The organism is Streptomyces sp. NBC_00310, from assembly GCF_036208085.1.
Taxonomy (GTDB): Bacteria; Actinomycetota; Actinomycetes; order Streptomycetales; family Streptomycetaceae; genus Streptomyces.
On the sequence record NZ_CP130714.1, the window covers coordinates 1,446,748 to 1,472,335 of the forward strand.

22 protein-coding genes and 4 pseudogenes are annotated in these 25,588 nt (G+C 71.3%); 19 read left to right on the plus strand and 7 right to left on the minus strand.

Features of this window, described 5'->3' with window-relative positions:
• The first annotated feature begins 47 nt into the window (after positions 1-47).
• From paaN to paaE, 10 genes are all read left to right on the plus strand, one after another.
• Entirely contained in the window at positions 48-1,766 is a 1,719-nt protein-coding gene (gene paaN, locus OG202_RS06355; RefSeq protein WP_328222471.1) for a phenylacetic acid degradation protein PaaN, read from the plus strand.
• Positions 1,756-2,937: a thiolase family protein gene (locus OG202_RS06360; RefSeq protein WP_328222472.1), complete on the plus strand. Its 1,182-nt coding sequence runs from the start codon at positions 1,756-1,758 to the stop codon at positions 2,935-2,937. Before paaN ends, OG202_RS06360 begins: the two co-directional genes overlap by 11 nt.
• Positions 2,934-3,728 (plus strand): enoyl-CoA hydratase/isomerase family protein, encoded by a 795-nt coding sequence (locus OG202_RS06365; protein ID WP_328222473.1) that lies wholly within the window; start codon positions 2,934-2,936, stop codon positions 3,726-3,728. Before OG202_RS06360 ends, OG202_RS06365 begins: the two co-directional genes overlap by 4 nt.
• A complete protein-coding gene (locus OG202_RS06370) occupies positions 3,725-4,588 on the plus strand; it encodes a 3-hydroxyacyl-CoA dehydrogenase family protein (RefSeq protein WP_328222474.1) in 864 nt (287 codons plus the stop codon). The genes OG202_RS06365 and OG202_RS06370 overlap by 4 nt, the downstream gene beginning before the upstream one ends.
• Entirely contained in the window at positions 4,582-5,409 is an 828-nt protein-coding gene (locus OG202_RS06375; protein ID WP_328222475.1) for an enoyl-CoA hydratase/isomerase family protein, read from the plus strand. The genes OG202_RS06370 and OG202_RS06375 overlap by 7 nt, the downstream gene beginning before the upstream one ends.
• Positions 5,410-5,522: 113 nt before the next feature.
• A complete protein-coding gene (paaA, locus tag OG202_RS06380; RefSeq protein WP_328224654.1) occupies positions 5,523-6,500 on the plus strand; it encodes a 1,2-phenylacetyl-CoA epoxidase subunit PaaA in 978 nt (325 codons plus the stop codon).
• Entirely contained in the window at positions 6,497-6,793 is a 297-nt protein-coding gene (gene paaB, locus OG202_RS06385; protein WP_326584724.1) for a 1,2-phenylacetyl-CoA epoxidase subunit PaaB, read from the plus strand. Before paaA ends, paaB begins: the two co-directional genes overlap by 4 nt.
• A 108-nt stretch (positions 6,794-6,901) precedes the next feature.
• Positions 6,902-7,768, plus strand: coding sequence for a 1,2-phenylacetyl-CoA epoxidase subunit PaaC (paaC, locus tag OG202_RS06390; protein ID WP_327731015.1), 867 nt, complete (start codon positions 6,902-6,904; stop codon positions 7,766-7,768).
• Positions 7,769-7,896: 128 nt separating this feature from the next.
• A complete protein-coding gene (gene paaD, locus OG202_RS06395; protein WP_328224655.1) occupies positions 7,897-8,472 on the plus strand; it encodes a 1,2-phenylacetyl-CoA epoxidase subunit PaaD in 576 nt (191 codons plus the stop codon).
• The gene (gene paaE, locus OG202_RS06400) at positions 8,469-9,587 is read left to right on the plus strand and encodes a 1,2-phenylacetyl-CoA epoxidase subunit PaaE (RefSeq protein WP_326584721.1); all 1,119 of its coding nucleotides are present in this window, start codon (positions 8,469-8,471) and stop codon (positions 9,585-9,587) included. The genes paaD and paaE overlap by 4 nt, the downstream gene beginning before the upstream one ends.
• A 215-nt stretch (positions 9,588-9,802) precedes the next feature.
• Here paaE and OG202_RS06405 read toward each other — a convergent pair whose 3' ends face one another.
• On the minus strand, positions 9,803-10,465 hold the full coding sequence (locus OG202_RS06405; RefSeq protein WP_327731014.1) for an alpha/beta fold hydrolase: 663 nt from the start codon (positions 10,463-10,465) through the stop codon (positions 9,803-9,805).
• Positions 10,466-10,474: 9 nt separating this feature from the next.
• Entirely contained in the window at positions 10,475-11,095 is a 621-nt protein-coding gene (locus OG202_RS06410; RefSeq protein WP_327731013.1) for a DUF4232 domain-containing protein, read from the minus strand.
• Between the two features lie 200 nt (positions 11,096-11,295).
• On the opposite strand from OG202_RS06410, the gene OG202_RS06415 reads away from it, so the two are divergent.
• The gene (locus OG202_RS06415; protein ID WP_328222476.1) at positions 11,296-13,254 is read left to right on the plus strand and encodes an SMI1/KNR4 family protein; all 1,959 of its coding nucleotides are present in this window, start codon (positions 11,296-11,298) and stop codon (positions 13,252-13,254) included.
• Positions 13,255-13,522: 268 nt separating this feature from the next.
• Here the strand turns inward: OG202_RS06415 and OG202_RS06420 are convergent, their stop codons facing one another.
• The gene (locus tag OG202_RS06420) at positions 13,523-15,499 is read right to left on the minus strand and encodes a glycoside hydrolase family 97 protein (RefSeq protein WP_328222477.1); all 1,977 of its coding nucleotides are present in this window, start codon (positions 15,497-15,499) and stop codon (positions 13,523-13,525) included.
• A 763-nt stretch (positions 15,500-16,262) separates the two neighbouring features.
• Here OG202_RS06420 and OG202_RS06425 point away from each other — a divergent pair.
• The gene (locus OG202_RS06425; RefSeq protein ID WP_328224656.1) at positions 16,263-19,178 is read left to right on the plus strand and encodes a helix-turn-helix transcriptional regulator; all 2,916 of its coding nucleotides are present in this window, start codon (positions 16,263-16,265) and stop codon (positions 19,176-19,178) included.
• 75 nt (positions 19,179-19,253) lie between these two features.
• Here OG202_RS06425 and OG202_RS06430 read toward each other — a convergent pair whose 3' ends face one another.
• From OG202_RS06430 to OG202_RS06440, 3 genes are all read right to left on the minus strand, one after another.
• A complete protein-coding gene (locus tag OG202_RS06430) occupies positions 19,254-20,111 on the minus strand; it encodes a hypothetical protein (RefSeq protein ID WP_327731010.1) in 858 nt (285 codons plus the stop codon).
• A gap of 108 nt (positions 20,112-20,219) precedes the next feature.
• Complete coding sequence (locus OG202_RS06435) at positions 20,220-20,414, minus strand: hypothetical protein (RefSeq protein ID WP_327731009.1); 195 nt, start codon at positions 20,412-20,414, stop codon at positions 20,220-20,222.
• A 351-nt stretch (positions 20,415-20,765) separates the two neighbouring features.
• The gene (locus OG202_RS06440; protein WP_328222478.1) at positions 20,766-21,143 is read right to left on the minus strand and encodes a hypothetical protein; all 378 of its coding nucleotides are present in this window, start codon (positions 21,141-21,143) and stop codon (positions 20,766-20,768) included.
• A 333-nt stretch (positions 21,144-21,476) separates the two neighbouring features.
• Between OG202_RS06440 and OG202_RS06445 the strand changes: the two are divergent.
• The 3 genes and pseudogenes from OG202_RS06445 to OG202_RS06455 all read left to right on the plus strand — a co-directional run.
• Positions 21,477-21,717: pseudogene (locus OG202_RS06445) on the plus strand (type II toxin-antitoxin system Phd/YefM family antitoxin); the annotation flags it as partial.
• Positions 21,718-21,777: 60 nt separating this feature from the next.
• Positions 21,778-22,707, plus strand: coding sequence for a TIGR04222 domain-containing membrane protein (locus tag OG202_RS06450; RefSeq protein ID WP_327732334.1), 930 nt, complete (start codon positions 21,778-21,780; stop codon positions 22,705-22,707).
• A gap of 156 nt (positions 22,708-22,863) precedes the next feature.
• Positions 22,864-23,439: an SMI1/KNR4 family protein gene (locus tag OG202_RS06455; RefSeq protein WP_327731007.1), complete on the plus strand. Its 576-nt coding sequence runs from the start codon at positions 22,864-22,866 to the stop codon at positions 23,437-23,439.
• 141 nt (positions 23,440-23,580) lie between these two features.
• On the opposite strand, the gene OG202_RS06460 is transcribed toward OG202_RS06455, so the two are convergent.
• Positions 23,581-24,003 (minus strand): secondary thiamine-phosphate synthase enzyme YjbQ, encoded by a 423-nt coding sequence (locus OG202_RS06460; protein WP_326584710.1) that lies wholly within the window; start codon positions 24,001-24,003, stop codon positions 23,581-23,583.
• A 144-nt stretch (positions 24,004-24,147) separates the two neighbouring features.
• Between OG202_RS06460 and OG202_RS46440 the strand changes: the two genes are divergently transcribed.
• The 4 genes and pseudogenes from OG202_RS46440 to OG202_RS06475 form a co-directional block, all read left to right on the plus strand.
• A complete protein-coding gene (locus OG202_RS46440) occupies positions 24,148-24,231 on the plus strand; it encodes a putative leader peptide (protein WP_383991831.1) in 84 nt (27 codons plus the stop codon).
• A 160-nt stretch (positions 24,232-24,391) separates the two neighbouring features.
• A pseudogene (locus OG202_RS06465) lies at positions 24,392-24,898 on the plus strand (ABC transporter permease); the annotation flags it as partial.
• Between the two features lie 4 nt (positions 24,899-24,902).
• Positions 24,903-25,346: pseudogene (locus OG202_RS06470) on the plus strand (ABC transporter substrate-binding protein); the annotation flags it as partial.
• Positions 25,346-25,543 (plus strand): annotated as a pseudogene (locus OG202_RS06475) (alkanesulfonate monooxygenase); the annotation flags it as partial. The pseudogenes OG202_RS06470 and OG202_RS06475, both read left to right, overlap by 1 nt.
• Positions 25,544-25,588 lie beyond the last annotated feature (45 nt).

Sequence of the window (25,588 nt, forward strand, 5' to 3'; positions counted from 1 at the left end):
GGCGCACCACACCCACCAACCGACCGAACGTTCGGCCTGGAGCTTTCATGTCCCCCGACCAGCATCCCGACTTCTTCTTCCGCCACGCGGACCTCCTCGACCAGGCGGTGGCCCGCACGGCCGACCGCGGCTACTGGACGCCCTACCCGGAGACCCCGAGCACCTCCGCGTACGGAGCCGGGGCGCCCGCCGCGGGCGAGGCGGCCTTCCGTGGCCTCCTCGACCGCCCCTTCCCTCTCGACGGGCACCCCACCACCGGCACCGTCCCCGCCACGGAGGTGTCGCCGTACGGCTTCCCCCTCGGCATCAGCTACCCGCACCTGGCGCCCGAGACCGCCGTGGCGACGGCCAAGTCGGCCGCCTCCGCCTGGCGTTCCGCGAGCCCCGACGTCCGGGCTGGCGTGGCGGCCGAGATCCTGGCCCGGCTGAACGCGGCGAGCTTCGAGATCGCGCACGCCGTCCAGCACACCACCGGTCAGCCGTTCGTGATGGCGTTCCAGGCAGGCGGGCCGCACGCCCAGGACCGTGGCCTGGAGGCGGTGGCGTACGCCTGGGAGGCACAGCGGCGTCACCCCGCCACCGCGCGCTGGAGCAAGCCCCGGCGGCGCGGCGGGCCGCTGGTCATGGACAAGACGTACACACCGGTCGGCCGGGGCGTGTCCGTGCTCATCGCCTGCAACACCTTCCCCACCTGGAACGGCTATCCGGGCTTCTTCGCGAGCCTGGTCACCGGTAATCCGGTGATCGTCAAGCCGCATCGGCGGGCCGTGCTGCCGCTGGCGATCACCGTGCGGATCGCCCGCGAGGTGCTGGCGGAGGCCGGTTTCGACCCGGACGTGGTGCTGCTGGCCGCCTCGCGCCCCGAAGAACGCACCGCTCCCGCCCTGGCCACCCACCCCGACGTGCGGATCGTGGACTTCACCGGTTCCAGCGAGTTCGGCGACTGGCTGGAGGACAACGCCCGCCAGGCGGTCGTCCACACGGAGAAGGCGGGCCTGAACACCGTCGTCGTGGACTCCACGGACGACTACGCCGGGCTGCTGCGCAACCTCGCGTTCTCCCTGTCGCTCTACAGCGGCCAGATGTGCACCACCCCGCAGAACATCCTGGTGCCCCGCGACGGGTTCCCCACCGATCGAGGAGCCCGTACGGCCGACGAGTTCGCCGCCGACCTGGGCTCCGCGCTCGACGACCTGCTCGCCGACCCGGCCCGCGCCACCGCCACCCTCGGCGCCATCGTGAACGGCGGAGTGCTCGCGCGGCTGGAGGAGGCGTCCGCCCTGGGCCGTACCGCCCATCCCTCCCGTGCCGTGCCCCACCCCGACCATCCGGACGCCGTCGTCCGCACCCCGCTGGTGGCCCGGCTCGATGCCGAGGCCGACGAGAAGACCTATACGAGCGAGTGGTTCGGGCCGGTCTCCTTCGTCATCGCCACCGACGACACCGCGCACTCGCTGCGCGTCCTGCACGACACCGTACGACGCCACGGCGCGCTCACCGCCTGCGTGTACGCGACCGGCGAGGACGTCCTGGCGGCGGCGCGGGCGACGGCCCTGGAGGCCGGCGTGCACCTGTCGGAGAACCTGACCGCCGACGTGTTCCCCAACCAGTCCGCCGCCTTCAGCGACTTCCACGGCACGTCGGCCAACCCGGCCGCCAACGCGACCCTGACCGACCCGGCGTTCGTCACGGGCCGGTTCGCGGTCCTCCAGTCCCGCCGCCACGCCCCCGCCGGGGAGCACGAGGAGCACTCCGATGTCCGATGAGGTCTATCTGATCGACGGGGCCCGCACCCCGCAGGGCCGCTACGGGGGTGCCCTGGCGTCCGTACGCCCCGACGACCTGGCCGCCCTCGTCGTCGGCGAGGCCGTGCGACGCGCCGGGATCCCGGCCGACTCCGTGGACGAGGTGATCCTCGGCGCCGCGAACCAGGCCGGCGAGGACAACCGTGACGTCGCGCGGATGGCCGTCCTGCTGGCGGGACTTCCGCACACCGTGCCCGGATACACCGTCAACCGGCTGTGCGCCTCCGGACTCACCGCCGTCGCCTCCGCCGCACAGGCGATACGAGCGGGCGAGGCCGACCTCGTCGTGGCCGGCGGGGTCGAGTCGATGACCCGCGCACCCTGGGTGATGGCCAAGCCCGGCACGCCCTGGGCCCGGCCCGGGGACGTCCACGACACCTCGCTCGGCTGGCGCTTCACCAACCCGCGCTTCCCCGCGACGACCACGCTGTCGATGGGCGAGACCGCGGAGGAGGTCGCGGCGCTGGACGGCATCACCCGCCTGGAGGCCGACTCCTTCGCGTTGCGCAGCCACCGCCGGGCGGTGGCCGCGCAGGCGGCGGGCCGTTTCACGGCGGAGATCGTCCCGGTGCCGGTGGCCGACGGTGAGGTGACCCAGGACGAAGGGCCCCGCCCGACCACCACGTTGGAGAGGCTGAGCGGCCTGCGCACCGCGTTCCGCCCGGGCGGCGTCGTCACCGCGGGCAACTCCTCGCCGCTGTCCGACGGGGCCGCCGCCCTGGTGGTGGCGAGCGGGGCCGCGGTGGAGCGGTACGGGCTGACTCCCCGGGCCCGTGTCGTCACCGCCACCTCGGCCGGGGTCGAGCCCCACCTGATGGGCCTCGGCCCGGTGCCGGCCACCGCTCAGGCCCTGGACCGGGCGGGCTGGACGGTCGACGACCTCGACGCGGTCGAACTCAACGAGGCCTTCGCCGTCCAGGCCCTGGCGGTGATACGCCGCCTGAAGCTCGACCCGGACCGCGTCAACGCCGACGGCGGCGCCATCGCCCTCGGCCACCCCCTGGGCTGCTCCGGCACCCGCATCCTGCTCACCCTGCTCGGCCGCCTGGAGCGCGAGGGCGGCCGACGGGGCCTGGCCACCCTCTGCGTCGGGGTCGGACAGGGCGTGGCGATGCTCGTGGAGCGCGTATGAGCGCGACAGCCGCGGGCAGCCCGTACGAGACGCTGTCGGTCGAGGAGCGCTCGTACGAGACTTTGTCGGTCGAGGAGCGCACCGACCGGGTGGTGGTCACCCTGCGTCGGCCCGCCGCCCGCAACGCCGTCAGCGCCCGAATGATCGCCGAACTGCACCGCGTGTGCGAGGACTTGGAGCGCTCTCCGAAGCTGCTGCTGCTCACCGGGCACGGCGGGGTCTTCGCCGGTGGGGCCGACATCGGCGAACTGCGCCGGCGCGGCCGGGACGAGGCGCTGGAGGGGATCAACAGCCGCCTGTTCGAGCGGGTGCGGAGGCTGCCCCTGCCCACGATCGCCGCCGTGCCCGGCTGGGCGCTGGGCGGCGGGGCCGAGTTGGCGTACGCCTGCGACCTCCGGATCGCCGGCCCGGACGCGGTCTTCGGCAACCCCGAACCGGGGCTCGGCATCCTCGCCGCCGCCGGGGCGTGCTGGCGGTTGCGGGAGCTGGTGGGCGAGTCGGTGGCCAAGCAGGTCCTGCTCGCCGGGCGGAGCCTCGACGCCGCGGCCGCGCTCGCCTGCGGCCTGGTCATGGACGTCGTACCGCCGGATCGGCTGGTCGACGAGGCGCACGCGGTGCTCGACCGGATGTCCCGTTCCTCGGCGCTCGCCCTGCGGCTCACCAAGCTCGTCACCGACGCCTCGGGAGCCCATCCCGTGGCCGACGACCTCGCCCAGGCGGTGCTCTTCGAGAGCCCGGACAAAGAGGAGCGCATGACGCGCTTCCTGGAGAAGAAGGGAGCCCGGGCATGAGCTCGGCAGCAACAGCGCCCGCCGTGGTGGGGGTGATCGGCGGGGGGCGTATGGGCGCGGGTATCGCCCAGTCGTTCGCGGCCGCCGGGTCGCGGGTGGTCGTCGTGGAACGCGACGGCGCCACGGCGGCCGCCGCTCTGGAGCGGATCGCCACAGGGCTTCGGCGGGCAGCCGAGCGCGGAACGCTCGCCGGGTCCTCGGACCTCGACCTGCCGGACCGGGTGATCGCCGTGTCGTCGGTCGCCGAACTGCCCGACGACGCGGATCTCGTCGTCGAGGCGGTCCCCGAGAACGCCGGGCTCAAGGCAGAGGTGCTCGCCGCCGCCGAGCACGTCGTGCCGGACGGATGTGTGCTGGCCAGCAACACCAGCTCCCTGTCCGTCACCGAGCTCGCGGCGGCTCTGCGGCGTCCCGGGCGTTTCCTGGGGATGCACTTCTTCAACCCCGTACCCGTGTCCGACCTCGTGGAACTGGTCCTGGCCCCGGGCACCGACGCGACGGCCCTCGACGCGGCGGTCCGCTGGACGCACGCCCTCGGCAAAGAGGACGTCGTCGTCAAGGACTCCCCCGGCTTCGCCAGCAGCCGCCTCGGCCTCGCCCTCGGACTGGAGGCGATCCGCATGGTCGAGGAAGGGGTCGCCGACCCGGAGGCCATCGACACGGCCATGCGCCTCGGCTACCGGCACCCGATGGGACCGCTGCGGCTGACCGACGTGGTGGGACTCGACGTACGGCTCGCCATCGCGGAGCACCTGCACACGACGCTCGGCGAACGCTTCGCGCCGCCCCGGCTGCTGCGGGAGAAGGTCGCCCGCGGTGAGCTGGGCCGCAAGACCGGTCAGGGGTTCTACCCATGGTGAACGACGACACGGCCCTGGGGGCGGACCGCCCGCACGGGGTGACGTACGAGGTCACCGACGGAGTCGCGGTCCTCGAACTGTGCGGTGCCGCGAGCGGCAACGCGCTCGACGCGCACCTGCGCGGCGCGCTCCTGCTGGCCGCGCGGCGCCTGACGACGGACACCGCACGCGGTGTCCGGGCGGCCCTGCTCACCGCGCGGGGCAAGCACTTCTGCGTCGGGCAGGACCTCCAGGAACACGCCCGGCTGCTCTCCGCCGCGCCGACCCGGGCGTTCGCGAACATCCCCAACGACTACAACCCGCTGGTGAAGGAGCTCGACGCGCTGTCCGTGCCGCTCGTCGTGGCCGTCGAGGGCGCCTGCGTCGGGGCCGGTCTCGGCATCGCGCTCTGCGCCGACGTGCGGGTCGCCGGCGAGGGAGCCCGGTTCGCGACCGCCTTCGGCGGCCTCGGGCTGGCCTCCGACTCCGGGGTGGCCCGCGCCCTGGTCCGCCGGCTCGGCCCGTCCCGGACCGGCGGACTCATGCTGCTGGGCGACCGTTTCTCGGCGCGGGACGCCGAGGACTGGGGGCTGGTGCACCGTGTCGTACCGGACGGCCGGGCCGCCGCCGAAGGACTCGCCCTCGCCCGTCGTCTCGCCGACGGCCCCACCGCCGCGTACCGGGAGACCAAGGCGCTGCTGCGGTCCGCGTCCGCCTCGACGCTGCCCGCCGCCCTGGAGCGCGAGGCCGTCGTGCAACGCCGGCTCGGCGCCACCGACGACCACCACGAGGCCGTCCGCGCCTTCCTGGCACGCCGCGCCCCGGTCTTCCGCGGTCACTGACCGGTCCCGCCCCTCGATCCCGAGAAGACCACGAACCGACCACGAACCGACCACAGACCGACCAGAACCGACCAGAACCGAGACCACGACAGGACACCGCCGTCATGAACACCATGGACAACCCCGACTCGGCGGCCTCGGGGCCGTACGACCCCGAGGCCGCCTTCGAGGACACCATCGCCCGGGACCAGCGCGTCGAACCCAGGGACTGGATGCCCGACGCCTACCGCGCCACACTCGTCCGGCAGATCGCGCAGCACGCGCACTCGGAGATCATCGGCATGCAGCCGGAGGGCGAGTGGATCACCAAGGCGCCCTCGCTGCGCCGCAAGGCGATCCTCTTCGCGAAGGTCCAGGACGAGGCGGGCCACGGCCTCTACCTCTACTCCGCGGCCGAGACGCTCGGCGCCGACCGCGCGGACCTGACCCGGCGCCTGATCGACGGCCGCCAGAAGTACTCCTCGATCTTCAACTACCCCACCCGCACCTTCGCCGACGTGGGCGTCGTCGGCTGGTTCGTGGACGGTGCGGCGATCTGCAACCAGGTCCCGCTGTGCCGCACCTCGTACGGCCCGTACGGACGCGCCATGGTGCGCGTCTGCAAGGAGGAGTCCTTCCACCAACGGCAGGGCTACGAACTGCTCCTGACCATGATGCGCGGCACCGACGCACAGCGGGCCATGGTGCAGGACGCCGTGGACCGCTGGTGGTGGCCGTCCCTGATGATGTTCGGCCCGCCCGACGACGACTCCCCCAACTCGGCCCGGTCCATGGCCTGGAAGATCAAGCGGCACAGCAACGACCAACTGCGGCAGCGGTTCGTCGACATGACCGTGCCGCAGGCCGAGAAGCTCGGCGTGACGCTCCCCGACCCGGAGCTGCGGTGGAACGAGGAGCGCGCCCACCACGACTTCGGCACCCCCGACTGGGACGAGCTGAAGCGGGTCGTCGCCGGCGACGGGCCGTGCAACGCCGAGCGGATCGCCCGCCGTCGGGCCGCCCACGAGGAGGGCGCCTGGGTCAGGGAGGCCGCCACCGCGTACGCCGCCAAGCAGCAGGCCGGTCGCGCGCGGGAAGGAGCGGCGGCGTGAGCGCCACGAGCAGGACCGGGTGGCCGCTGTACGAGGTGTTCGTCCGCGGCAAGCGCGGGCTCAACCACGTCCATGTCGGCTCCCTGCGCGCCGCCGACGACGAGATGGCCCTCCGCCACGCCCGTGACCTCTACACCCGGCGCAACGAGGGGGTGAGCATCTGGGCCGTGCGCTCGGACACCATCACCGCCTCCGCACCCGACGAGAAGGACCCCTTCTTCGCGCCCAGCGGCGACAAGGTCTACCGGCACCCCACGTTCTACGACATCCCCGACGACGTCCCCCACATCTAGGGACGCCCACCCAGGGACGCCCGTCCAAGGGCGTCCGTCCAAGGGCGTCCGTCCAAGGCGATCCGTCCAAGGGCGTCTCCCCCATCCATGACCATCTAGGAGCAGCGCATGACCGACGAGGACCTGTACGTCGACGGCGACAGCGCGCGCTGGGCGTTCGGCACCGGGTTCACCGACCCGCTGCACGGCGTCGACCAGGCGGTGCCCGAGGGCGTCGACGCCGAAGAGCTGGCCGCCTGCTGTCTGGCGCTCGGCGACGACGCCCTGGTGTCCGCGCAGCGACTGGCCGAATGGTGCACCCGCGCCCCGGAGTTGGAGGAGGAGCTGGCGCTGGCCAACATCGGCCTCGACCTCCTCGGGCAGGCCCGCCTGCTGTACGCCAGAGCCGGTGGGGCCGACGGCACCGGGCGTGGCGAGGACGCGTACGCCTACTTCCGCGACCCGGAGGACTTCCGCAACGTCCGCCTCGCCGAACTCCCGGGCGGCGACTTCGCGTTCACCGTCGTCCGCCTGCTGGTGCTGTCGGTCTGGAGGCTGGCCGTGTGCGAGGCGCTCGTCGCGGCCCCCGATCCGGTGCTGTCCGCGATCGCCGCGAAGAGCGTCAAGGAGCTGGCGTACCACCGCCGTTACGCCGCCGAGTGGACGGTACGGCTCGGCGGCGGCACCGCCGAGTCCGCCGGACGGCTACGGGCCGCGTGGGGCGAACTCGCCACCTGGGTGGACGAGTTGCTGACGGACCGCACGGCGGAGCGTCTTGGTGCGGATCCGGCCGCCGTGGCCGAGCGGACTCGGCCGGAGCTGTTCCACGTGCTGGCCGAGGCCGGCCTGAACCGGCCCGGCGACGTGTCCCCGCTCGACACACCGGCGTCCCCGGTGCCGGGCTCCGGCAGGAACGGCGAGCACACGCCGCATCTGGCACCGCTCCTGGCCGAACTGCAGAGCGTCGCCCGCGCGCACCCGGACGCGTCGTGGTGACGGCGTCGCGGGAGCAGACCGGCCACCACGGCGAAGGGGCGGAACAGTCGGAGCATGTGGAACGGGCGGAGCGGGCGGAACAGTCGGAGCAAGTGGAAAGGGCGGAGCGGGCGGAACAGTCGGAGCATGTGGAACGGGCGGAGCGGGCGTGGCGGATCGCCGCCGAGGTCCCCGATCCCGAGCTGCCGATGCTGACGCTCGCCGCTCTCGGGGTGCTGCACGGCGTCGAGGTGACACCGGACGGAACCGTCGTCGCACGGCTCACCCCGACGTACGCGGGCTGCCCCGCCGTGGCCGAGATGCGCGCCGAGGTGGCCACCCGACTGCGGGCCGCCGGCTTCGCCGACGTCCGGGTGGTCACGGTGCTCGACCCGCCGTGGACCACCGACCGGATCACCGACGAGGGCCGGCGCAGACTGACGGAGCACGGCATCGCGCCGCCGGGCCCTCGGCGCACGCCCGGTCCGGCGGCGGGCCGGACATGGCTGAGTCTGACGACCGCACCGGCCGCCCAAGCCCAAGTCCCTTACCAGGAGCTGCCCTTGGACCCGGATCCGGGCCAGGAGCCGCCCGCCGTTGCCTGCCCGCGCTGTGCCTCGGCCGACACGGAGGAGCTCTCACACTTCGCCGCCACCGCCTGCACGGCGCTTCGGCGCTGCCGCACCTGCCTGGAGCCGTTCCCCCACGTCAAGGACCTGCCATGACCGTTCCCGCCGTTCCCTCCCCCGTTCGGTCCCGCCGCCGTCCGGCGTTCCACGCGCTGCGCGTGGCAGCCGTGGAACCGCTGTGCGCCGACGCCGCGGCCCTCACTTTGGAGATCCCCGACCGTCTGGCCGACGAGTTCGCGTTCCGGCCCGGTCAGTGCCTCACCGTGCGCCGTGAGATCGACGGTCGCGACGAGCGGCGCTCGTACTCGATCTGCTCGCCGGCCGGTACGGCGCCGCGCATCGGCGTGCGCGTGGTCTCGGGCGGGTTGTTCTCCTCCTGGCTCGTGCACGGCGTGAGTCCCGGGGACACCCTTCACGTCATGCCTCCGGCCGGTGCGTTCACCCCGGATCTGACCGGTACCGGCGGCGGCCTCGGCCACCAGGTACTCGTCGCCGCCGGGTCCGGCATCACGCCGATGCTGTCCATCGCCGCGTCCGTCCTCGCCGCGGACGACGACGCGCGCGTCACGCTCCTGTACGGCAACCGGCGCACCCGCACGGTGATGTTCGCGGACGAACTCGCCGACCTCAAGGACCGTTACCCGGCCCGGTTCCAGCTGGCCCACGTCCTGTCCCGCGAGCCGCGCGAGGCCGAGTTGCTCTCCGGCCGTCTCGACACCGAGCGGCTCACCGCGCTGCTGGACGCCCTCCTCGATGTCCGGGAGGTCACCCACTGGTGGCTGTGCGGCCCGCACGGCATGGTGCGCGACGCCCGCGCGCTCCTCACCGGACTCGGGGTCCCGGCGGACCGCGTCCACCAGGAACTGTTCCACGCGGACGAGGAACCGCCCACGACACCCACCGTCGACCGCGACGACGCCACCGACCGTGGGCCGACGAGCGAGGTCACCGTGGTCCTCGACGGGCGGGCGACCACGTTCACCGCGCCTCGCGACCGCAGCGTCCTTGACGGCGCCCAACAGGCCCGCCCCGACCTGCCGTTCGCATGCAAGGGCGGCGTCTGCGGCACCTGCCGTGCCCTGGTCACCGACGGCACCGCCGACATGCGCCGCAACTACGCGCTGGAACCGGCGGAGGTCGCCGCGGGCTACGTCCTCACCTGCCAGACCTACACCGGCTCCGCCACACTCACCGTCGACTTCGACAGTTGAGACACGACGCCGGATCGGACACGACGGCCGGATCCGACGCGACGGCGGATCCGACGCTACGGCGCCAAGGCACCGGGGTCACGGCGGACTTCGCGAGTACAACAGCCATGTGGCGTACGCCGGGCCGCCGTTGCCCAGGACAGCCGATTCGGCCCCCCTGGGCAACGGCGGCCTCGCCCACCGGATCAGACTGGTCGCCGTCGGCGTTCAGCAAGTCAGGCCCCATGGCTCCCCGCCTCGGCCTGTTCCCCGCGGGTCAGCGGGACACCGTAGTCCTTCGCCAGGAATTCGCTCACGCGTCGGGCGTACTCCTGCGGTGCCACCACATGGCTGGCCGGATGCCGGCCCCTCGACACCCGCCAGGTCTCCGCGTGGCCGGCCCAGTGGTCCTCGACGAATCGACGGCTGACCCGCGCGTCGAACAGCGACTCCCGCTCGCCCACGATGTACAGCAGTGCCACCCCGGACTGCTGCCGGGCCGACCGGCGCGCGTGCCGGTACAGCGCCGGTGACCTCGTCCAGGCCGACACGGCGGACGCCGTCGCCCGGTCGGCCAGCGCCCGCGGTGTCCGCCATCGAGCGCCCTGGCGCTCCCGGCGCAGCTGCTCGCCGAGCATGTCCTTCCAGCGCACCAGCGGAGTGGAGTCGAGAATCAGGGCGGGGTGGCGTGCCGCGCCGGACGGCCTGCCCAGGTGCGCGAGGGCCATGTTGCCGCCGAAGGAACAGCCGAGCAGTGCCACCCGTTCGGCCAGCGGCGGGGTGTCCGCGAAGCGCCTTCGTACCCGGTCCGACACGGCCTCCAGGTCCGCCAGCGGGTCCCACAGACTGCCGCGCAACCTGCGGCGGGAGGCATCGCTCTCGCCGCAGCCTTGATCCATCGTCTCGGACTACAAGCTGAGCGCGTCCTCCGCGTTACCCACCCACGCGGTCACGGAGTTCTTGTCGGAGACGTACAGGCCGGGGGTCGACACCTTGAGTGGCGTCTGCTCCAGATCGGACTCGGTGTTCATGGTCATCGCGATCGAGTCGACGGTCTTCCCTGTGCCGTCGTCGACACCGCCCATGAGCCCGGCGTATGCCGACTCGCCCGCCTCCAGCCTGGACGCGTCTTCGATACCGGGGGCCTCGCCTCGCTCCGTGGCCTGCCCATCCAGATCACCGAAGGTCACGACCGGATGGCCCAGCACCTTGCACGCCTTGGTTCCCTTGTTGGTGATCTTCAGCAGGTAGCTACTGGTCGTGGACTCCGCCAGGGTCGCGGTGAACTTCACGTCGAAGGTGCTGCAGGGAAAGACGTCGTAGTCGGGGTCGGGCGACGAGCCGTCCCCGCCGCTGGGCGAGCCCTTGCCTGCGGACGCCGACGGTGTCGACGGCTTCACAGACTCCGTCGTGCTCGCGGTGGGCCCCTCGCCCCCGCTCGACGCGTCGTCCTCGGCAGGGCCACAGGCAGTCAGGACCAGGCCGGACACGACGGCGAGACCCACAACAGCTCTACGAACAGTACTCATGGTGATGTTCCCCCCCCGATGGTGAAGCACTAAATGCGCTGACAAAGCACAAGATCACACGGTAGTTTCACAATCCTGTGACGGCCGCTTGCCGAAACCACCACAGTTGCCGGTCCCCCGCACAGCCGGCAGCAGCAAGCGACACATCTCATGCACACACCCGGGCGGCGTTGTCAGTGGCGGGTGGCAGCATCTGGCACATGACGGACATCACGGCATTCGACTGGCGGCCCTTCCTGCTCAGGTGGAGCGGCGAGTGGGCAGATTCCCTGCCGGACGGCGAGACGCGGGGCGAGGACGACGAGGCCGCGCTACGGGCGCGGTGGCTGGGATTCCCACCCGCGTCGCAGGAGCGGATCGCAGCGATGGAGGAGCGCCTCGGCCGACGGATGCCCCCGTCGTACCGGGAGTTCCTCAAGGTCAGCGACGGATGGCGGCACGCGGGCGGGTTCGTGTGGCTGCTGGCGGGGACCGAGGACGCGCACTGGCACAACAACGAGTCGGAGCTCGCGGACATGTTCGAGGAGTATCTGGACGAGGACGCCGGGCCCGACGAGCGGCGGGAGGCGGACCTCTGGCGGCGCGGGCTGCAGCTCGACGTCGAATCCGACGTCACCCACGTCCTCCTGGATCCCGAGGACGTGGGTGAGGACGGTGAGTGGGCCGTGTACACGTGGGCGAGCTGGCGGGCCGAACCGCCCGAGCGGCACGCGAACTTCCTTGAGTTCATGCGGGACATGTACCGGGAGTTCCACAGCCTGCGTGCGCACCGGAGCGACGGGGAGCCGGTGTTCGCCAACGACACGACGCGAAAGCTGGACGCTCGGGTGGAGGAGGTCCGGCTGGAGGCGCTGCGCGGCGACTGGGAACGGGCCGTGAAGGCTCTGGACGAGGCCAAGGAGTACGGCAGACCGCGGGCCGCCGGGCTGGGCGACCAGATACGCCGGCTACTCGGTGAGACCTACATGGTGTACTTCGACGGCCTGGTGACGGACCCGCGATACGCGCGCGAGCTGCTGCCACCGCTGGTCGCCGAGCATGCGGCGCACTCGTACCGGGACGACTCCACGCTGACGTACCACCTGCGGGGCGCCGACGACGACCTGGTGGCCCTGGCCTACGCGACGCTGGATCAGGTGCGGAACGGCACGTACCGGTACACGGCGGCTGGACCGTTCGGGGAAGCGGTCGCGCGGGCGCGGGAGCTGGCACGGTGGGGGGACACCGACGGGGCGTGGGGGACGCTGAGGGACGCCGTGCCCCTGTGGGAGCCGCTGGGACCGGACCATCTGGCGCCGCTGGGCTGGGTGGCCGACCCCGTGCTCGGGCCGCTGCTGACCCCGGAGCGGGGCCGGGAGCTGCTGTCCACGCCGAGGGGCGGTCAGGCCGGCGAGGCTCCGAGGCCGACGGCCGGGCTCGACCCGGGTGACCTGACGTGGCTCGCGGAGCCGGACCCGGGCAACAACCGCACCTCCTACCGGTTCGTCCTGGTGGAAGGGGTGGAGCCGGAGGAGTTGCCCGGACGGCTCGCAGACGGGGACGGGGACGGCACCGTGCTGAACGAACCGATGACCCTCTGGGAGGCGCGCCGCAGATCGCTGCACAACAAGAGGGAGTTCTCGTCCTACGAGGACAGGGCTCTCATGGCGGTCGGCCGGGCCGGCACCGATTGGAGCTTCGCCTTCGACGGCGATCCCGCCCCGTTCAACCGCGAGCGGTTCGTCTCACCGGCCTCGGCCGCCAGCGCGGGCACCCGCGCGGTGGTGGTGTGGAGCGGCCTGAGGGCGGGGCACGGGGAGCCGTTCTTCCACCTTTCGGTGGCGCGAGACGGTGCCGAGCAGTACGCGGTCACCTACGCGGACGGAGAGGTCCGGTCAACCGGGGAGATACCGGGGGCGCTGGATCCCAGCCGGTTCTTCGGTGACCTGGAGGACGGCGCCGAGGTGGAACGGTCGCTGCTGCGAGCGGTGACCGGGGAGTTGGGTGCCTTTCTGCCACGTCATGCCGTCGTGAACGGACGGCTGCACACATTCACCACCCGTTCCTGGACGCGACCGCCGAGGGACGGCGAGTCGTACATGGTGATCCGCATGCACGGGGAAGCCGCGCGTCCGGCGGACGGCGAGCGGCCGGGAGACGACGGGCAGGGAAGCAGATAAAGACCGGCCAGGCCGCGCACATGCTCGATGCGGTGACATCTGACAGTACGAAGCCCTGGCACGTCAGAAGACGAACTCCCGGGGCCTACTTGTAGGTCGTCTCTTGTAGGTCGTCTCTAGTAGGTCGCCCCTTGCCATCGGATGTCCACCCGGAACCCGGCGAAATAGCCGCCGGTGTACCGCGAAATACCGTTGAAGGCTTCATGCCACTTACTGCGGCCCGGCACGAAGGACTCGTATCGATGAGAAGCCACTGCGCGAACTGGAGTCAGCTGGCCGGTCTGAGGATCACCGCCTGACCGCCCGCGCTGGTCATGGCCACGCTCAGCACGGTGTCAGCGGTGACCGTCCGGGTGCTGACCACGGTGGGGGTCCCGTACGGGGAGGTCGCCGCCGTTCCGTCGGCGTAGACGGTGGCCGTGTAGGTGGTGCCGCTGTCGAGGAAGGACAGCGGGACGGAGAGGGTACGCGCGGTCTCGTTGTTCATCGCCCCGAGGAACCAGGTGGTGCCGCTGCGGCGGGCGACCGCGACGTACTCGTTGATGGACGCCGCCACGGTCGTGCTCTCGTCCCAGCTGGTGGGGACGGCGTCGAACCAGGCCAGGCCGGGCCAGTTGGAGGTGGTGGCGTAGGCGGAGGGCTTGGAGTACCAGTAGAGGAAGTTCAGGGGCTGGTAATAGACGGCGGCCATCGCCATCTGGTGGTTGTTGGTGGTCTTGTCGCGCGACTGGCCGTAGCAGATCGTGTAGTCCATCGGCCCGCCCACGTTGCGGGCGAAGGCGAGGTTCACGTTGTTGGTGGCGGTCGGGAACTGCTCGTTGCCCCGGACGCCTTCCAGGCTGATCCAGTTGGGGTAGGTGCGTTCGTAGCCCCAGGGCCGCACGTTGTCGTGCATGTCGATCAGCAGCCGGTGTTTGGCCGCGATCTTGGCCCAGGTGATGATCTGGTTGGTCATGGTCTGGGTGCCGTCGTTGATGAAGCCGAGTTTGATGCCGGCCACGCCCCAGCTCTTGTACAGGGCGAACAGCGACTCGGGGTCCGAGAGGGCCAGGCGGTTGACGTAGAGGAAGACGCCGACGCCCTTCTGGGTGGCGTAGGCGATGACGGCCGGCAGGTCGATGGCGCTGATCGGGGTGGTGGCGTCGGTTGTCGTGAACTCCGGCCCGTACCAGCCCGCGTCGTACTCGATGTACTGAAGGTTGCGGGCGACGGCGAAGTCCACGCCCTCGGTTCCGGCGGCGGTGGTCAGTTCGCAGCGGAACACCTTGCCCGGCTTGATCCACGACGTGTCGGTCAGGGCGTTGCCCGGCGCCAGATTGAGGACCAGCTCGGCGTTGTCGATCAGCTCGCCGTGTTCGGAACCGAGCAGCATCACCCGCCACGGCGTGGTGAACGGCGTGGTGACCGTCGAAGTGTTCTGCACCGTGCCCGAACCCCGCGCCGTCTTCTTCATCAGGTACGTCTTCAGGGTGTTGGGCTGCCCGGAGACCGAACTGAGCATCGAGCGCGGGTAGTTCACGCGGGAGGATTCACAGATGGCGGCGACGAGCCCGCTGTCCAGGGTGACCAGCAGCGGCAGGTCGGTGAGGGGGCCCGTGTCGGTGCCGGAGGTGCCGGTGGACGGGATGGCGTCCGGGGCGACCGGGCTGTAGGCGGCCTCGTCGCGGGCGCTGTACACCAGGGTGTTGGAGGGGAAGACGAAGGTGGTCAGCTCGTCGGCGATGGTGGCGCTGCCCGTGTCCAGCAGGACGTAGCGCAGCGCGACACCGGAGTTGTAGGCGCGGAGCTGGACGCTGAAGTTGATGCCGCTGGTGTCGTCCCGGAGATTCCAGCGCATCTCCTGGTGGTGGTCCCGGACGGTCGCGTTGCGGCCGAAAGTGGGAGTCCAGGTGGAGTCCCTGGTCCAGTGCTGGTAGTTGGTCACCGTCGTGTTGCTCCGGCCCAGCGTGGTGCCGTTGCTCAGCTGCAGGCCCAGCACCGAGGGGCCGGCGACGGTCGTGCCGTTGCGCTTGGCCGACCACTGGAGCACTCCGCCGACCAGGGACATCGTGATCTTGTTCTTGCCGTCAGGTGAGGTGGCGGTGATCGAGGCGTCCGCCGCCTCTGCCGCACCCGCGGCACCGAGGCCGAGGGCCACGCTCCCGGCCGTGATCGCCGCGCCCTTGAGGAGCCCTCGGCGTGACAATGCCCCCGCATGCCCGGGTTGCTGACCGTCGGGCAGGTCCTGGCCTTCAGAGGTTGCCATAGGGTGCACCTTTCCGAACAGAATTGAACAGGAGTGAACGCTTTCAGGCGAGCAGGGGCTGTTTTACGCCACCTTGATCGTTCGGGTCAATGCTCGGAGCAAAGATTTTCAGGACGGGGGGATGCCCGTTGCGGCCCGGGACAGATGGGCAGATCGGCCCAGTTTGGCTCTCCCCTCCGATACCGTCCTCTGTCTCTGACGAGGACGAGGCCGAGGACCTGATCGTCTTCGAGCCCTTCGTGCACGCCGCGAACTGCCTTGAGGCGATCGGCGTATCGGATGGTGAGTACACGGCGGGGTACTCGCCGGATGGTGGCGTGTTGGCTCTGACTGCTTCCGGGGGCCGGAGGGCTCGGTCGTGCCGACCAGGACCGGCAAGGGCGACCTGGCCGACCTGGAGCGGAGCGGGGCCCGCTAATTGGTCCCACCGGAGTGCGCAAGGCGCAGGCCGGCGGGGTGGGGTCGGCATCGCCTGACGCGGCCCCGGTGGCGGCGGCGGTGGGGCCATCGAACGCTGCCAGATCACGGGGCAGGCCGTGCGGCCAATGGCCCAGGACAGCCACCCGGAAAGCGACCTCTGCAGAGGAGCCACCCGTCTCCGACAGGACCAGCGGCTCGCCCTGTGAGATCCGTCCGTTCCGGTTCGCCGACGCGGCGGTTACGACGATCAGCAGGAGAGAATGACATGCGGGGGAAATGTAAAGAGAAGGGGGCAACTGTGGGAGCGGACTGGGTAGTTGGGGGCGGCGGGAACGGGGCTCCGTTGCTGGGCCGCTCCGTCGAACTGGCCCGGTTCGACGCGCTGCTCGACCGTGTTGCAGGCGACGCGCGCGGCCCGGCCGGGGGCGAGGAGTTCCATGACGACGGCCGTTCCCGGCTCGTCGACATCACCGGTGAGGCCGGTATCGGCAAGAGTCGGCTGCTCGGCGAGGTCTGCGCACGGGCGCGCCGACGCGGAATGACTGTACTGCGCGGCAGAGCCACGGAGTACGAGCGGCGGGTGCCGTTCCAGGTGTTCACCGACGCGCTCGCCCACCTCGCCCCGCACGCCCTGGACGGCTTCCCGGAGACCGAGGCGGTGGCGCCCCTCCTTCAGCGGAGCGGCGCGGTCGACCGTTTCGGACTGCACCGGTCCACGGCCGTCCTGCTCGCCCGGCTCGCCGCCCCGTCCGGGCTGCTGCTGGCCCTCGACGACCTGCACTGGGCGGACCCGGCGTCACTGGAGCTGCTGGACCATCTCGTACGCCATCCCGTGCACGCTCCCGTCGTCCTGGCCGTGACACGCCGTGACCGCCAGAGTCCCGAGTCCCTCGCCGCCAGGCTCACCCGAGGACTCGACACCGGCACGGTCGTCAGACTCGGCCTGAGACCGCTGAGCGCACGCGACTGCGCCGAACTGGCCGGCCCCGGCCTGCCGCCCGCCGAGGCGGCCGCGCTGTACGCCGCGAGCGAGGGCAACCCGTTCTACTTCCTGACCCTCCTTCAGGCCCACCGTGAGGGTACGACGCCCGAGTCCTCGGCGCCGCCCGGGCTCGGCACCCTGTTGCTGGACGAACTCGCCGTGCTCGCCCCCTCCCGGCGCGGCATCGTCGAGGCCGTGGCGGTACTGGGCGAGCACGCCACCCCGGCGATGGTGAGCCGGGTGACCGGCCGCTCCGGCACCGCGTTCACCGACGACGTCCACGCTCTCACCCGCCGCGACCTGCTGCGCCCCGCCCCGCAAGGCTTGTTGACCCTGCGGCATCCGGTCGTGCGCACCCTCGTCCACGAAAGCACGCCCTTCTTGAGGCGCGTCGAGATTCACCGACTCGCCGCGCGGGAACTGGCCCGCGTCGGCGCCTCGGCCGCCGAGCGAGCCCACCATGTGGAACAGTCGCTGACCGCCTGGGACCCGGCAGCGGTGGCCGTGCTCGACGAGGCCGCCGCACGAACCGCCCGAACGGCCCCGGCGAGCTGCGCCCACTGGCTCGATGTGGCACTCCGCCACCTTCCGGACACTCCGGAACACGCCGCCCGGCGGCGTGAGTTGGCCCTGCGGCGGGCCCGCGCACTGGCCGCGTGCGGTGGCCTGCGCGAGAGCCGCGATCTGCTCCAGGAGCTGATCGCCACCCCGCAGCGGTCCCCCGGTGGCCCGACCAACGGCGAGGACCAGGACCTCAGAGTGCGCGCGGTCGTCCTGTGCGCGCTGGTGGAGCGTCATCTGGGACGCTCCACCGAGGCCGTCGCGCTGTTGCGCCGCGAGCTGGCCCACGGCCCCGCGCCGAGCCACGTCGTCCGGCTCGGCCTGGAGCTCGGCTCGGCCGCGCCCCTGGACAGCGACACCTCGTACGCCCAGGTGCGCACCGAGGTCGAGGCGGCCCTCGCGGCGGCCAGGTCCACGGGGGCCGAGGTCGGGGAGGCGGGCGTCCTCGCCGTCGCCGCCCTGGGAGAGGCGTACGAGGGCAACATGACCGCGGCGCACCGGCTCGCCCGGCAGGCCGCCGCCCTGGTCGACTCACTGCCCGACAACGACCTCACCGCACTGTGCGAACCACTGGCCCGGCTCGGCTGGGCGGAGGCGTTCCTGGAGCACTACCCGGACGCGGAGCGGCACGCCGAGCGCGGCCTCGACATCGCCCGCCGAAGCGGTCAGCTCTATGTCGTGCCCCATCTGCTGCTGTGCCTGTCCCATGTCCGGATCCAGACCTGCCGGATCCCCTCGGCGCTGGAACTCGCCGACCAGGCCGAGGACATCGCCCGCGGGATCGGCAGCGACCAGTTGCTCGCGTTCGTACTGGCGAGCAAGGCCGCGGCGCTCGTCGCCGTCTGCCCGCCGGGCGATCCGCGCCCCCTCGCCGTCGCCGAGGAGGGGGTGGCCGCGGCCGGTAACGGGGTCGACTGGTGGGCCTCCACGGCCTGGTGCATCTTCGGCTGGGCCGCGCTCATGGCCGGCGATCCGGTCCGTGCCCGGGACGCGATGCTCCAGGCGGGCGGCCCCGAACTGCAGCGGATCCAGCCCTCGATGCGGCCGCTGTACCTGGAGATCCTGGTCACGTCCGCCCTGGTGACGGGAATGTCCGAGGAGGCCCGTGGCTGGGCCGAGCGGGCCCGTAAGGAGGCGGAACAACTGGGGCTGCCGATGCAGCGGGCCTCCGCGCTGCGCAGCACCGCCCATCTGCCGCTGGCGCAGGGGGACACGGCAGCGGCGGCGGACCTGTTCGCGGAGGCCGCGGCGGAGAGCGCCCGCTGCGGCGCGGTCTTCTGGGAGGCCCACTCCCTGCTGCTCGGCGCCCCACTGGAAGCGGCGGCGGGCCGCGGCCGGGGCGCCACTCACGCCTGGCTCAGGGGGCGCCGGCTCGCCGAGGCGGGCGGCAGCGGAATGCTGGTCGGCCTCGCCGACGCCACCCGTCCGCCCGGTGGCGGCTCCGAGGCTCCGTACGGTTCCCCGGACCGCACCGAACTCACCGAACGGCTGGCCACCCTGACCGCCCGGGAGCTGGAGATAGCCGAACTGGTGGCGCAGGGGCTCACCAGCCAGGCCATCGCCGACCGGCTCTACGTCAGCCGGCGCACCGTCGAGACCCATGTCTCCCGCACCTTCCGCAAGACCGGGGTCTCCTCGCGTACCGCCCTGGCCACGCTGATGGCCCGCCGCCGCAGCGGGAGCCGTTTCGGGGACGCCCGCGCGGAGCAGGGCTGAGCGTGGTCCAGGTGCCCTCGGCGGTGATCAGTGAGCCTCTGCGAACCGGCACCGCGGTCTCGGCCGGGAAGCTGCCTACCTGACGTCGACGAAGTCGCCGGGCGCCGTCGCGGAGCCGGTCGTGGTGGTGCCGGCGAAGACGAAGCGGTAGTAGCCGTCGGAGCCTGCCTTGGTGGTGGTGCTCAAGGTGCCGGTGCCGTTGGTCTTGACCGTCTTGAGGGTGGTGTAGGTGCTGCTGCCCTTCTTGCGGAACTGCAACTGCACCGGCTGGGTCGCGTATCCCGCGTACTTGCCCGTCGTCCAGTTGGCGCGACTCAGCTTGCCGGTGACCGTGATGGTCCTGCCCTTCTTCACCGGCTCCGGGGAGGCGTTGGCGGTCAGCTTGGCGGCACGCTTGATCTTGGTCCTGGCGACGTCGTCGTCGTAACTGGCGTTCGCGTAGAGGTCGTAGGCGCCAAGGAAGACTTTCCAGGTCCCCGCGGTGCCGTTGCCGTCCTTGAAGGCGACCGCGGGGTCGATGGTGAAGACCGTCTTGCAGCTGTAGCTGTAACCGCCCTGGACCGGCGTCTCCGTGCAGGTGGGGTAGGCGTCCGACTCCAGGGCGCCGGTGATGGTGTCCGTGTTCGAACTGTCGGTGCCCTGCCACAGGAAAGCCTGGGTGATGGCCACGCCTTCCTCGTCGAAGGCGGTGAACGTGACGGGAACGGCCTTCTTGCCCGTCACCCCGAGAACGATGTCCTTGCCCTTGTTGACGACCCCGTCCTTGAAGGTGGTGCCGCCGAGCGCGTCCTGCGGCTGGACGTTCTCCGAGGCGAAGGCTCTGAGATCCGTCGCCGCCCCAGAGTGCCCCGCTGCCTGGGCGGCACCCGGAAGAACGAGCGCCGAGAGTACGACGGCGCCGGAAAGGACGGTGGCCGTGGTGTGTATACGCATGTGATTCCCCCCATGATGAGGTCGGGTGGCCCTGCCGAACTGTCCTTGTGGCAGGGCCTGTTGAGGTGGTGAAGAGGTCGGTGCACGCCCGGCCCCCTCGGAAGAGGCTCAGGGCGTGGGAGAGCGGAGGACATCGTTGATGTCGAAGCTGTAGTCGGGCGTCGGGTAGAGGTCCGTCGGCTGGGAGCGCCGTGTGGGGACATCGGCCGGGTCGGCGGCGGGCTTGTTGTCCGGGCCGCACACCTGCGGTGCCGAGGGCTCGGACAGTTCGTAGTCGGCGACCGGCTGCGACCGGAAGCCCACCGTGGCGCGACCCCAGAGGTCCTCGCCGCCTCCCCGACCTCGACCGCCTTGGGCAGTTCCTTGCTCTTGAGCGGCTTGCCTGCGGTGACCGAGAGGAGGGAGCCCTCGCAGGGGCTGCGGTCCGTCGCGTAGAGGGACGCGGGCAGGGCGATCTTCCGCTCGGCGCTCGCGTCCGCATGGAGTTCGACGCGTTTCACCCGGCGGATGCCGAAGTAGTAGTCGGGTCGCGTCCCGGCCGGGCGCCGATCGCCGTCGGCGCCGTTCGCGACTCCGTACACCAGCTTCCAGACCTCGACCTGCACGGTGATCTTCCGGCAGGGCGGGCGTTGCACCCCGGCAGACTGACAACCTTCAGTCCGTCGCCCTCGTAGTTCTCCCCGGGTGTGTCGACGACGAGCTGAACCCACTCCTTGCATTCCTCGGCCGTCCACCCCTCGTTGTCGTGGCAGCCTGCCGCCCCGGGGCGATGCCCGGGACAACCGAGATGCCGCCCCCCTGGAGCAGGCTCAGCGCACCGTTCAGCAGGCTCAGCGCATCGAGGACGATGGCTGTGGCACGTACCCCGTTCGACCGCTCGCCCGCGAAAACGCCGCACAGCGGGAGCGCCCCCGCGATCAGCAGCGACAACACCGCCACGAACCGGAGCAATCCGGACCCCTCGTCCTGACCGTGGTCCGCCGCGTCGTTCTCCACGGCCGGCAACAGGGGGCCGGCCGCCAGGCTCAGCACAGCCTGGACCCGTACCCCACCATCGCCGACCTGCCGTTCTTCGGCATCCGCGCTTTCACGCCCGGTGTCGTCATGAACGCAAGGAAACAGCACAGGTGTCAGGGGCGCGTCGGTAGGAGTACGTATTCCACATACGTATGTGCCATGGATGCCTGTCGCCTTGACCTCCTCCGCCGTCGCTTCGGCACGCGGAAACACACTGCCTGCTCTTGGCGCCGAGGAGTCGCCTCCATGCCGTACGACCGTTGGCACACGTCGCGCCCGAAGCCCGGACGAGGCCCGCGGGCACGAGAACCGTGGCTCCTTGTAGCACCCGGTGACCGTCCTGGAGCCATGAGCGCCCAACCCGAGAACACCCCACGTGATCTGCGCACCAGATAAAGAGATCATGGACGCCGTCCGGAGTGGCCAGTCCTTCACCGTCACCCGCGACGGCCACCGCATCGGCGAGCTGATCCCCCTGCGCCGACGCCGACGCTTCGTCCCGCGCGGCGAGTTCGCCGCCATGTTCCGCACCGCCCCGGACGTTTCCCTGGACGCCTTCCGTGCCGACCGGGACGCCACCGCCGAGTCGCAAACGAGGCGCGGTGCCTGTCTCTTGCCGCTCTCCGGTCATGCCCTTGAGACTGTCGGGATGATCGCTTGGTTTGCGTGGGCCGGTTACGTCCTGGGTTATGCGGCCCTCGTGGCGGGAGCCGTGGCGCTCGACGGCAGGGTCCGCACGAAGGCCGTCGCGGAGGCGCTGGCCCGCTACGAGGCCGCGAAACCGGATCCCCCCGACGCCGTACCGGACGACGACCTCCGGCTGGGGATCGCCGGCGTCGCCGTCCTCGTGCAGGGGGACGGCGGAACCCATCGCGCGTTCTGGACGGTGATCATCGATATGGTGGCACGCGGGGTCCTGGAGCCGGGCACGACGTACGACGGAAAGCCGACCCTGCGGCACTCGGCCTCCCATCGGACACCCGCGCCCGACGCCTCGGACACGGAGCGGCAGATATGGTCCCTCGCGTCCTACCGGAACCCCGCTGCCGTGGCCCCGCACAGCGTCACGCACCCGCTTGCCCAGAACCTTCACGCGCAGGGGTACTTACGGGGCAGAGGGGTGTTCATCGACTTCAAGGTGCCTCGCCCAGTGTGGTCCTGGACGGTCGCCGTACTGACCCTGCCGCTCGCCGCGCTGATGGTGTTCCTCTTCCTGCACTGGCGGTACGGGCTGGTGGCGACGTGGACGGCGATCGCGATGGTCGTGGTCGCCTGGGTACTCACCATCTCGGACGACAACCCCGCCGCGCTGCGGCTGCCCGTGCTGACGGATCGCGGCGATCAGGCGGTCCGTCAGGCGCGGGCGCGTCACGCGCATCTGGACCCGGCGAAGCGGACCGAGCCGTACGCTCCCGGTGAGGCGGCGGCCGCCTACGCCGTCTTCGGCCCGGAGGCGTACAACCACTTCGCCTCACACACGCCTGGTTTCTCCGCCGCGGTCGACAAAGGCACCGACGAAGGCGAACAGAACAAGGCCGCCGAGGAACGGCAGCGCAGCCGGACCGACTTCAACGGGTGAGAGTGCCGTTCCCTTGGCCTACAGTTCGGTTCATGGGGGGCGACGATCTGGAGTGGGGTCCGCGAGCGGGTAGAGGCTCTGGCCGGGGTGGATGAGGCACGGCAGGTCTTCGGGGCCCGGAGCCTGTCCGGGGGAGCGGGTCATCACTTCCGGTTCATGGATCCGCTGTCGGAGGCGGAGGTCTCCGAGGCGGAGGCCCAGTGGGGTGTCTCGCTGCCGGCGGAGTACCGGGGCTTCCTTCTCGAAGTCGGTGCCGGCGGTGCGGGGCCGGGCTACGGGCTCAGCATCCTGCGTCGGACGGCAGCAGGATGGCTGTGGAGCAATGTGGATCTCGCCATGCGCCACGACTACCTGGGGCTTCCGTTTCTGACGGGGGACGAACGATGGCGTGTTCTGGGCGAGCACGACGACAGGCAGCCACTGCCTTCCGCCTTCGACGACGAAGAGGCGTACTTCGCGGCATACAGCGCCTGGATGACAGCGGGTGACGAACTCTTCGACTGGGTCACCCGCGGTGCGTTGAAGCTCAGTCACGAGGGCTGCGGTTACTGCTACTGGCTCGTCCTGACAGGCCCGGAGCGTGGCGGCATGTGGAGGGACGACCGCCCCGGGGACGGTGAGTTCAGCCCCCTCGGGACGCCACAGACGCCGGTCGGATTCGCACGTTGGTACCTCCAGTGGGTGGAGGGCGCCGAGGCCGCCGCGCGTCGCCCGCTCCGGCGTCCGCGATAGGAGGCGGTGCTGGGGAGCGTGGTTGAACTCGTATGCGTTGCGGTTGTGGACGCTCACGTTTGACTGACGCCGAACCCACCTGAGGTGGGGAATGACATGTGGTGCGGCCGGACACCCCGCCTACAGTCCCCCTACCGTCCACTACCCGAGGAACGACAGGCGAACGTGACGGTTGACGTTGTCCTTGTTGGTATCCACCAGGCACACCGACTGCCACGTCCCCAGTTCCAGCCGCCCGGCGATGACCGGCAGTGTGGCGTGCGGCGGGACGAGGGCGGGGAGGACGTGGTCGCGGCCGTGGCCGGGCGTGCCGTGGCGGTGCTGCCAGCGGTCGTCGGCGGGGAGGAGGTCACGGAGGGCGGCGAGGAGGTCGTCGTCGCTGCCGGCGCCCGTTTCGATGATGGCGATGCCGGCCGTGGCGTGCGGGACGAAGACGTTGAGGAGACCGTCCCGGCCGGCGGCCGCCTCGCGGAGGAACGCCTCGCAGTCGCCGGTGAGGTCGACGACCCGCTCGCGGGAGCCGGAGGCGATGTTCAGGACTCGGGTGGTGAAGGCATCGGACATGCTTCCATCCTCGCGCACCGCGTGGGCGTCACACGGGAGCGACCGCCCGCACCACAGCCGGGATCGGGCGCACCCTGTGCTACACGGCGTCCACTTCGCGAGACACCATTGACCGTGTGCGGACCAGCTGGCTAATTTCGCCGCATGTTGCGTTCAGCCCTGCTCACTTCGCGCGGTCACATCGACCTGCTGCGGGTGGCCTCCGCCGCATGTCGCCGCGGCTGCTGACGCCTCTTCGCCTGTTTTCACCTCCCCCTCGGCCCTGCGCGCCGCCCCACCCGCACCTCTGACCAGCCGGGTCCACTGAGCGATCCGTCGGCCTGTGTCCGACGCGGCGACGCCGCACGTCCGCCCCCACCCACCGGCGCTCTCCTCCCGTGGAGCTCTCATGAGCATCAGTCATGCCCCACCCGATTCCGGTGAGACGGATATTCCGGATATGGGCCGTGCCGAGAACAGCTCGCCAGGCTCTCTCAGCACTCCAGCCTCTCCAGGCTCTCCAGCCTCTCCTGGTTCACCCGGCTCCACCGTTTCTCTCCGCCTCGGACCCGACCTCGCCCCCGTCGTCCCCAGCTCCACCCGCCGCACCCGCGTCCCCCGCTGGCTACGGCGCACCTCCGGCCCGCTCCTGTTGCTCACGCTCTGGCAACTCCTCAGCGTCACCGGTGTGTTGACCGCCGACGTGCTGGCCTCTCCGGGGCGGATCGCGCAGGTGGGCGGAGACGTGATCGCTGACGGCTCGCTGCCCTCCGCGATGGGAACGTCGTTGCAGCGGGTCGCGCTCGGGTTGTTGTTCGGGACCGTCGTCGGCACCGGACTCGCCCTGGTCTCAGGGCTGTTCCGGGCCGGTAAGGACCGTCCTGCTCGGCCTGCCGGGCAGGCCCGAACGCTCCCTCGCCGTCGCGTCCCTCGAGAAGGCCGGGCTGAAGTTCAGCGACGTCAAGGTCAAGTACCTCCAGCCGGCCGACGCGCTCGCCGCGTTCACCTCCGGCAAGGTCGACGCCTGGGCGGTGCGGGACCCGTACACCTCGCAGGTGCTCAAGGCCCAGCAGGGGCGCGTCCTGACGACGGGGGACGGGATCACCAACGGCCTCACCTTCCAGGTGGCGGCGCCCACCGCGCTCGCGGACGGGAAGAAGTCCGCCGCGATCAAGGACTACTTGGAGCGGTTGCGGCGCGCCTACACGTGGGGGTACTCGCACGAGGAGGAGTGGGCGAAGGTCTGGGCGAAGGACACCGGGCTGCCCGAGGACGTGGCGCTGGCAGCGGTGAAGCGCACCTACACCACCCGGGTCCCGGTCGCCGTGGACGAGCCGCTCATCGCCTCCGAGCAGGAGATCGCCATGCCGAGGTCGCGAACCTGATCGAGGAGTACCACGCGCTGGGCGTGGAGCACTTCGTGCTCTCCGGCTACCCGCATCTGGAGGAGGCGTACTGGTTCGGGGAAGGCGTGATTCCGGAGCTGGCGGCGCGCGGACTGCTGGCGGGCGCCGGCTCGACTGCGGCCGGGGCGCCGCTTATCGTGGCCGGCGGGCGCTGACCTTCGGAGGTCGCCGGGAAGACGGGAAGATCCGAGGCACCCTCC

Coding starts and splice junctions, on each gene's coding strand:
- OG202_RS06410 (WP_327731013.1), bottom strand. CDS start 11,095: ATGAGTACTGTTCGTAGAGCTGTTGTGGGTCTCGCCGTCGTGTCCGGC.
- OG202_RS06360 (WP_328222472.1), top strand. CDS start 1,756: ATGTCCGATGAGGTCTATCTGATCGACGGGGCCCGCACCCCGCAGGGC.
- paaN (WP_328222471.1), top strand. CDS start 48: ATGTCCCCCGACCAGCATCCCGACTTCTTCTTCCGCCACGCGGACCTC.
- paaA (WP_328224654.1), top strand. CDS start 5,523: ATGGACAACCCCGACTCGGCGGCCTCGGGGCCGTACGACCCCGAGGCC.
- paaC (WP_327731015.1), top strand. CDS start 6,902: ATGACCGACGAGGACCTGTACGTCGACGGCGACAGCGCGCGCTGGGCG.
- OG202_RS06430 (WP_327731010.1), bottom strand. CDS start 20,111: ATGCGTATACACACCACGGCCACCGTCCTTTCCGGCGCCGTCGTACTC.
- OG202_RS06365 (WP_328222473.1), top strand. CDS start 2,934: ATGAGCGCGACAGCCGCGGGCAGCCCGTACGAGACGCTGTCGGTCGAG.
- OG202_RS06370 (WP_328222474.1), top strand. CDS start 3,725: ATGAGCTCGGCAGCAACAGCGCCCGCCGTGGTGGGGGTGATCGGCGGG.
- OG202_RS06405 (WP_327731014.1), bottom strand. CDS start 10,465: ATGGATCAAGGCTGCGGCGAGAGCGATGCCTCCCGCCGCAGGTTGCGC.
- OG202_RS06420 (WP_328222477.1), bottom strand. CDS start 15,499: ATGGCAACCTCTGAAGGCCAGGACCTGCCCGACGGTCAGCAACCCGGG.
- OG202_RS06375 (WP_328222475.1), top strand. CDS start 4,582: ATGGTGAACGACGACACGGCCCTGGGGGCGGACCGCCCGCACGGGGTG.
- OG202_RS06415 (WP_328222476.1), top strand. CDS start 11,296: ATGACGGACATCACGGCATTCGACTGGCGGCCCTTCCTGCTCAGGTGG.
- OG202_RS06460 (WP_326584710.1), bottom strand. CDS start 24,003: ATGTCCGATGCCTTCACCACCCGAGTCCTGAACATCGCCTCCGGCTCC.
- OG202_RS06455 (WP_327731007.1), top strand. CDS start 22,864: ATGGATCCGCTGTCGGAGGCGGAGGTCTCCGAGGCGGAGGCCCAGTGG.
- OG202_RS06450 (WP_327732334.1), top strand. CDS start 21,778: ATGATCGCTTGGTTTGCGTGGGCCGGTTACGTCCTGGGTTATGCGGCC.
- paaE (WP_326584721.1), top strand. CDS start 8,469: ATGACCGTTCCCGCCGTTCCCTCCCCCGTTCGGTCCCGCCGCCGTCCG.
- OG202_RS46440 (WP_383991831.1), top strand. CDS start 24,148: ATGTTGCGTTCAGCCCTGCTCACTTCGCGCGGTCACATCGACCTGCTG.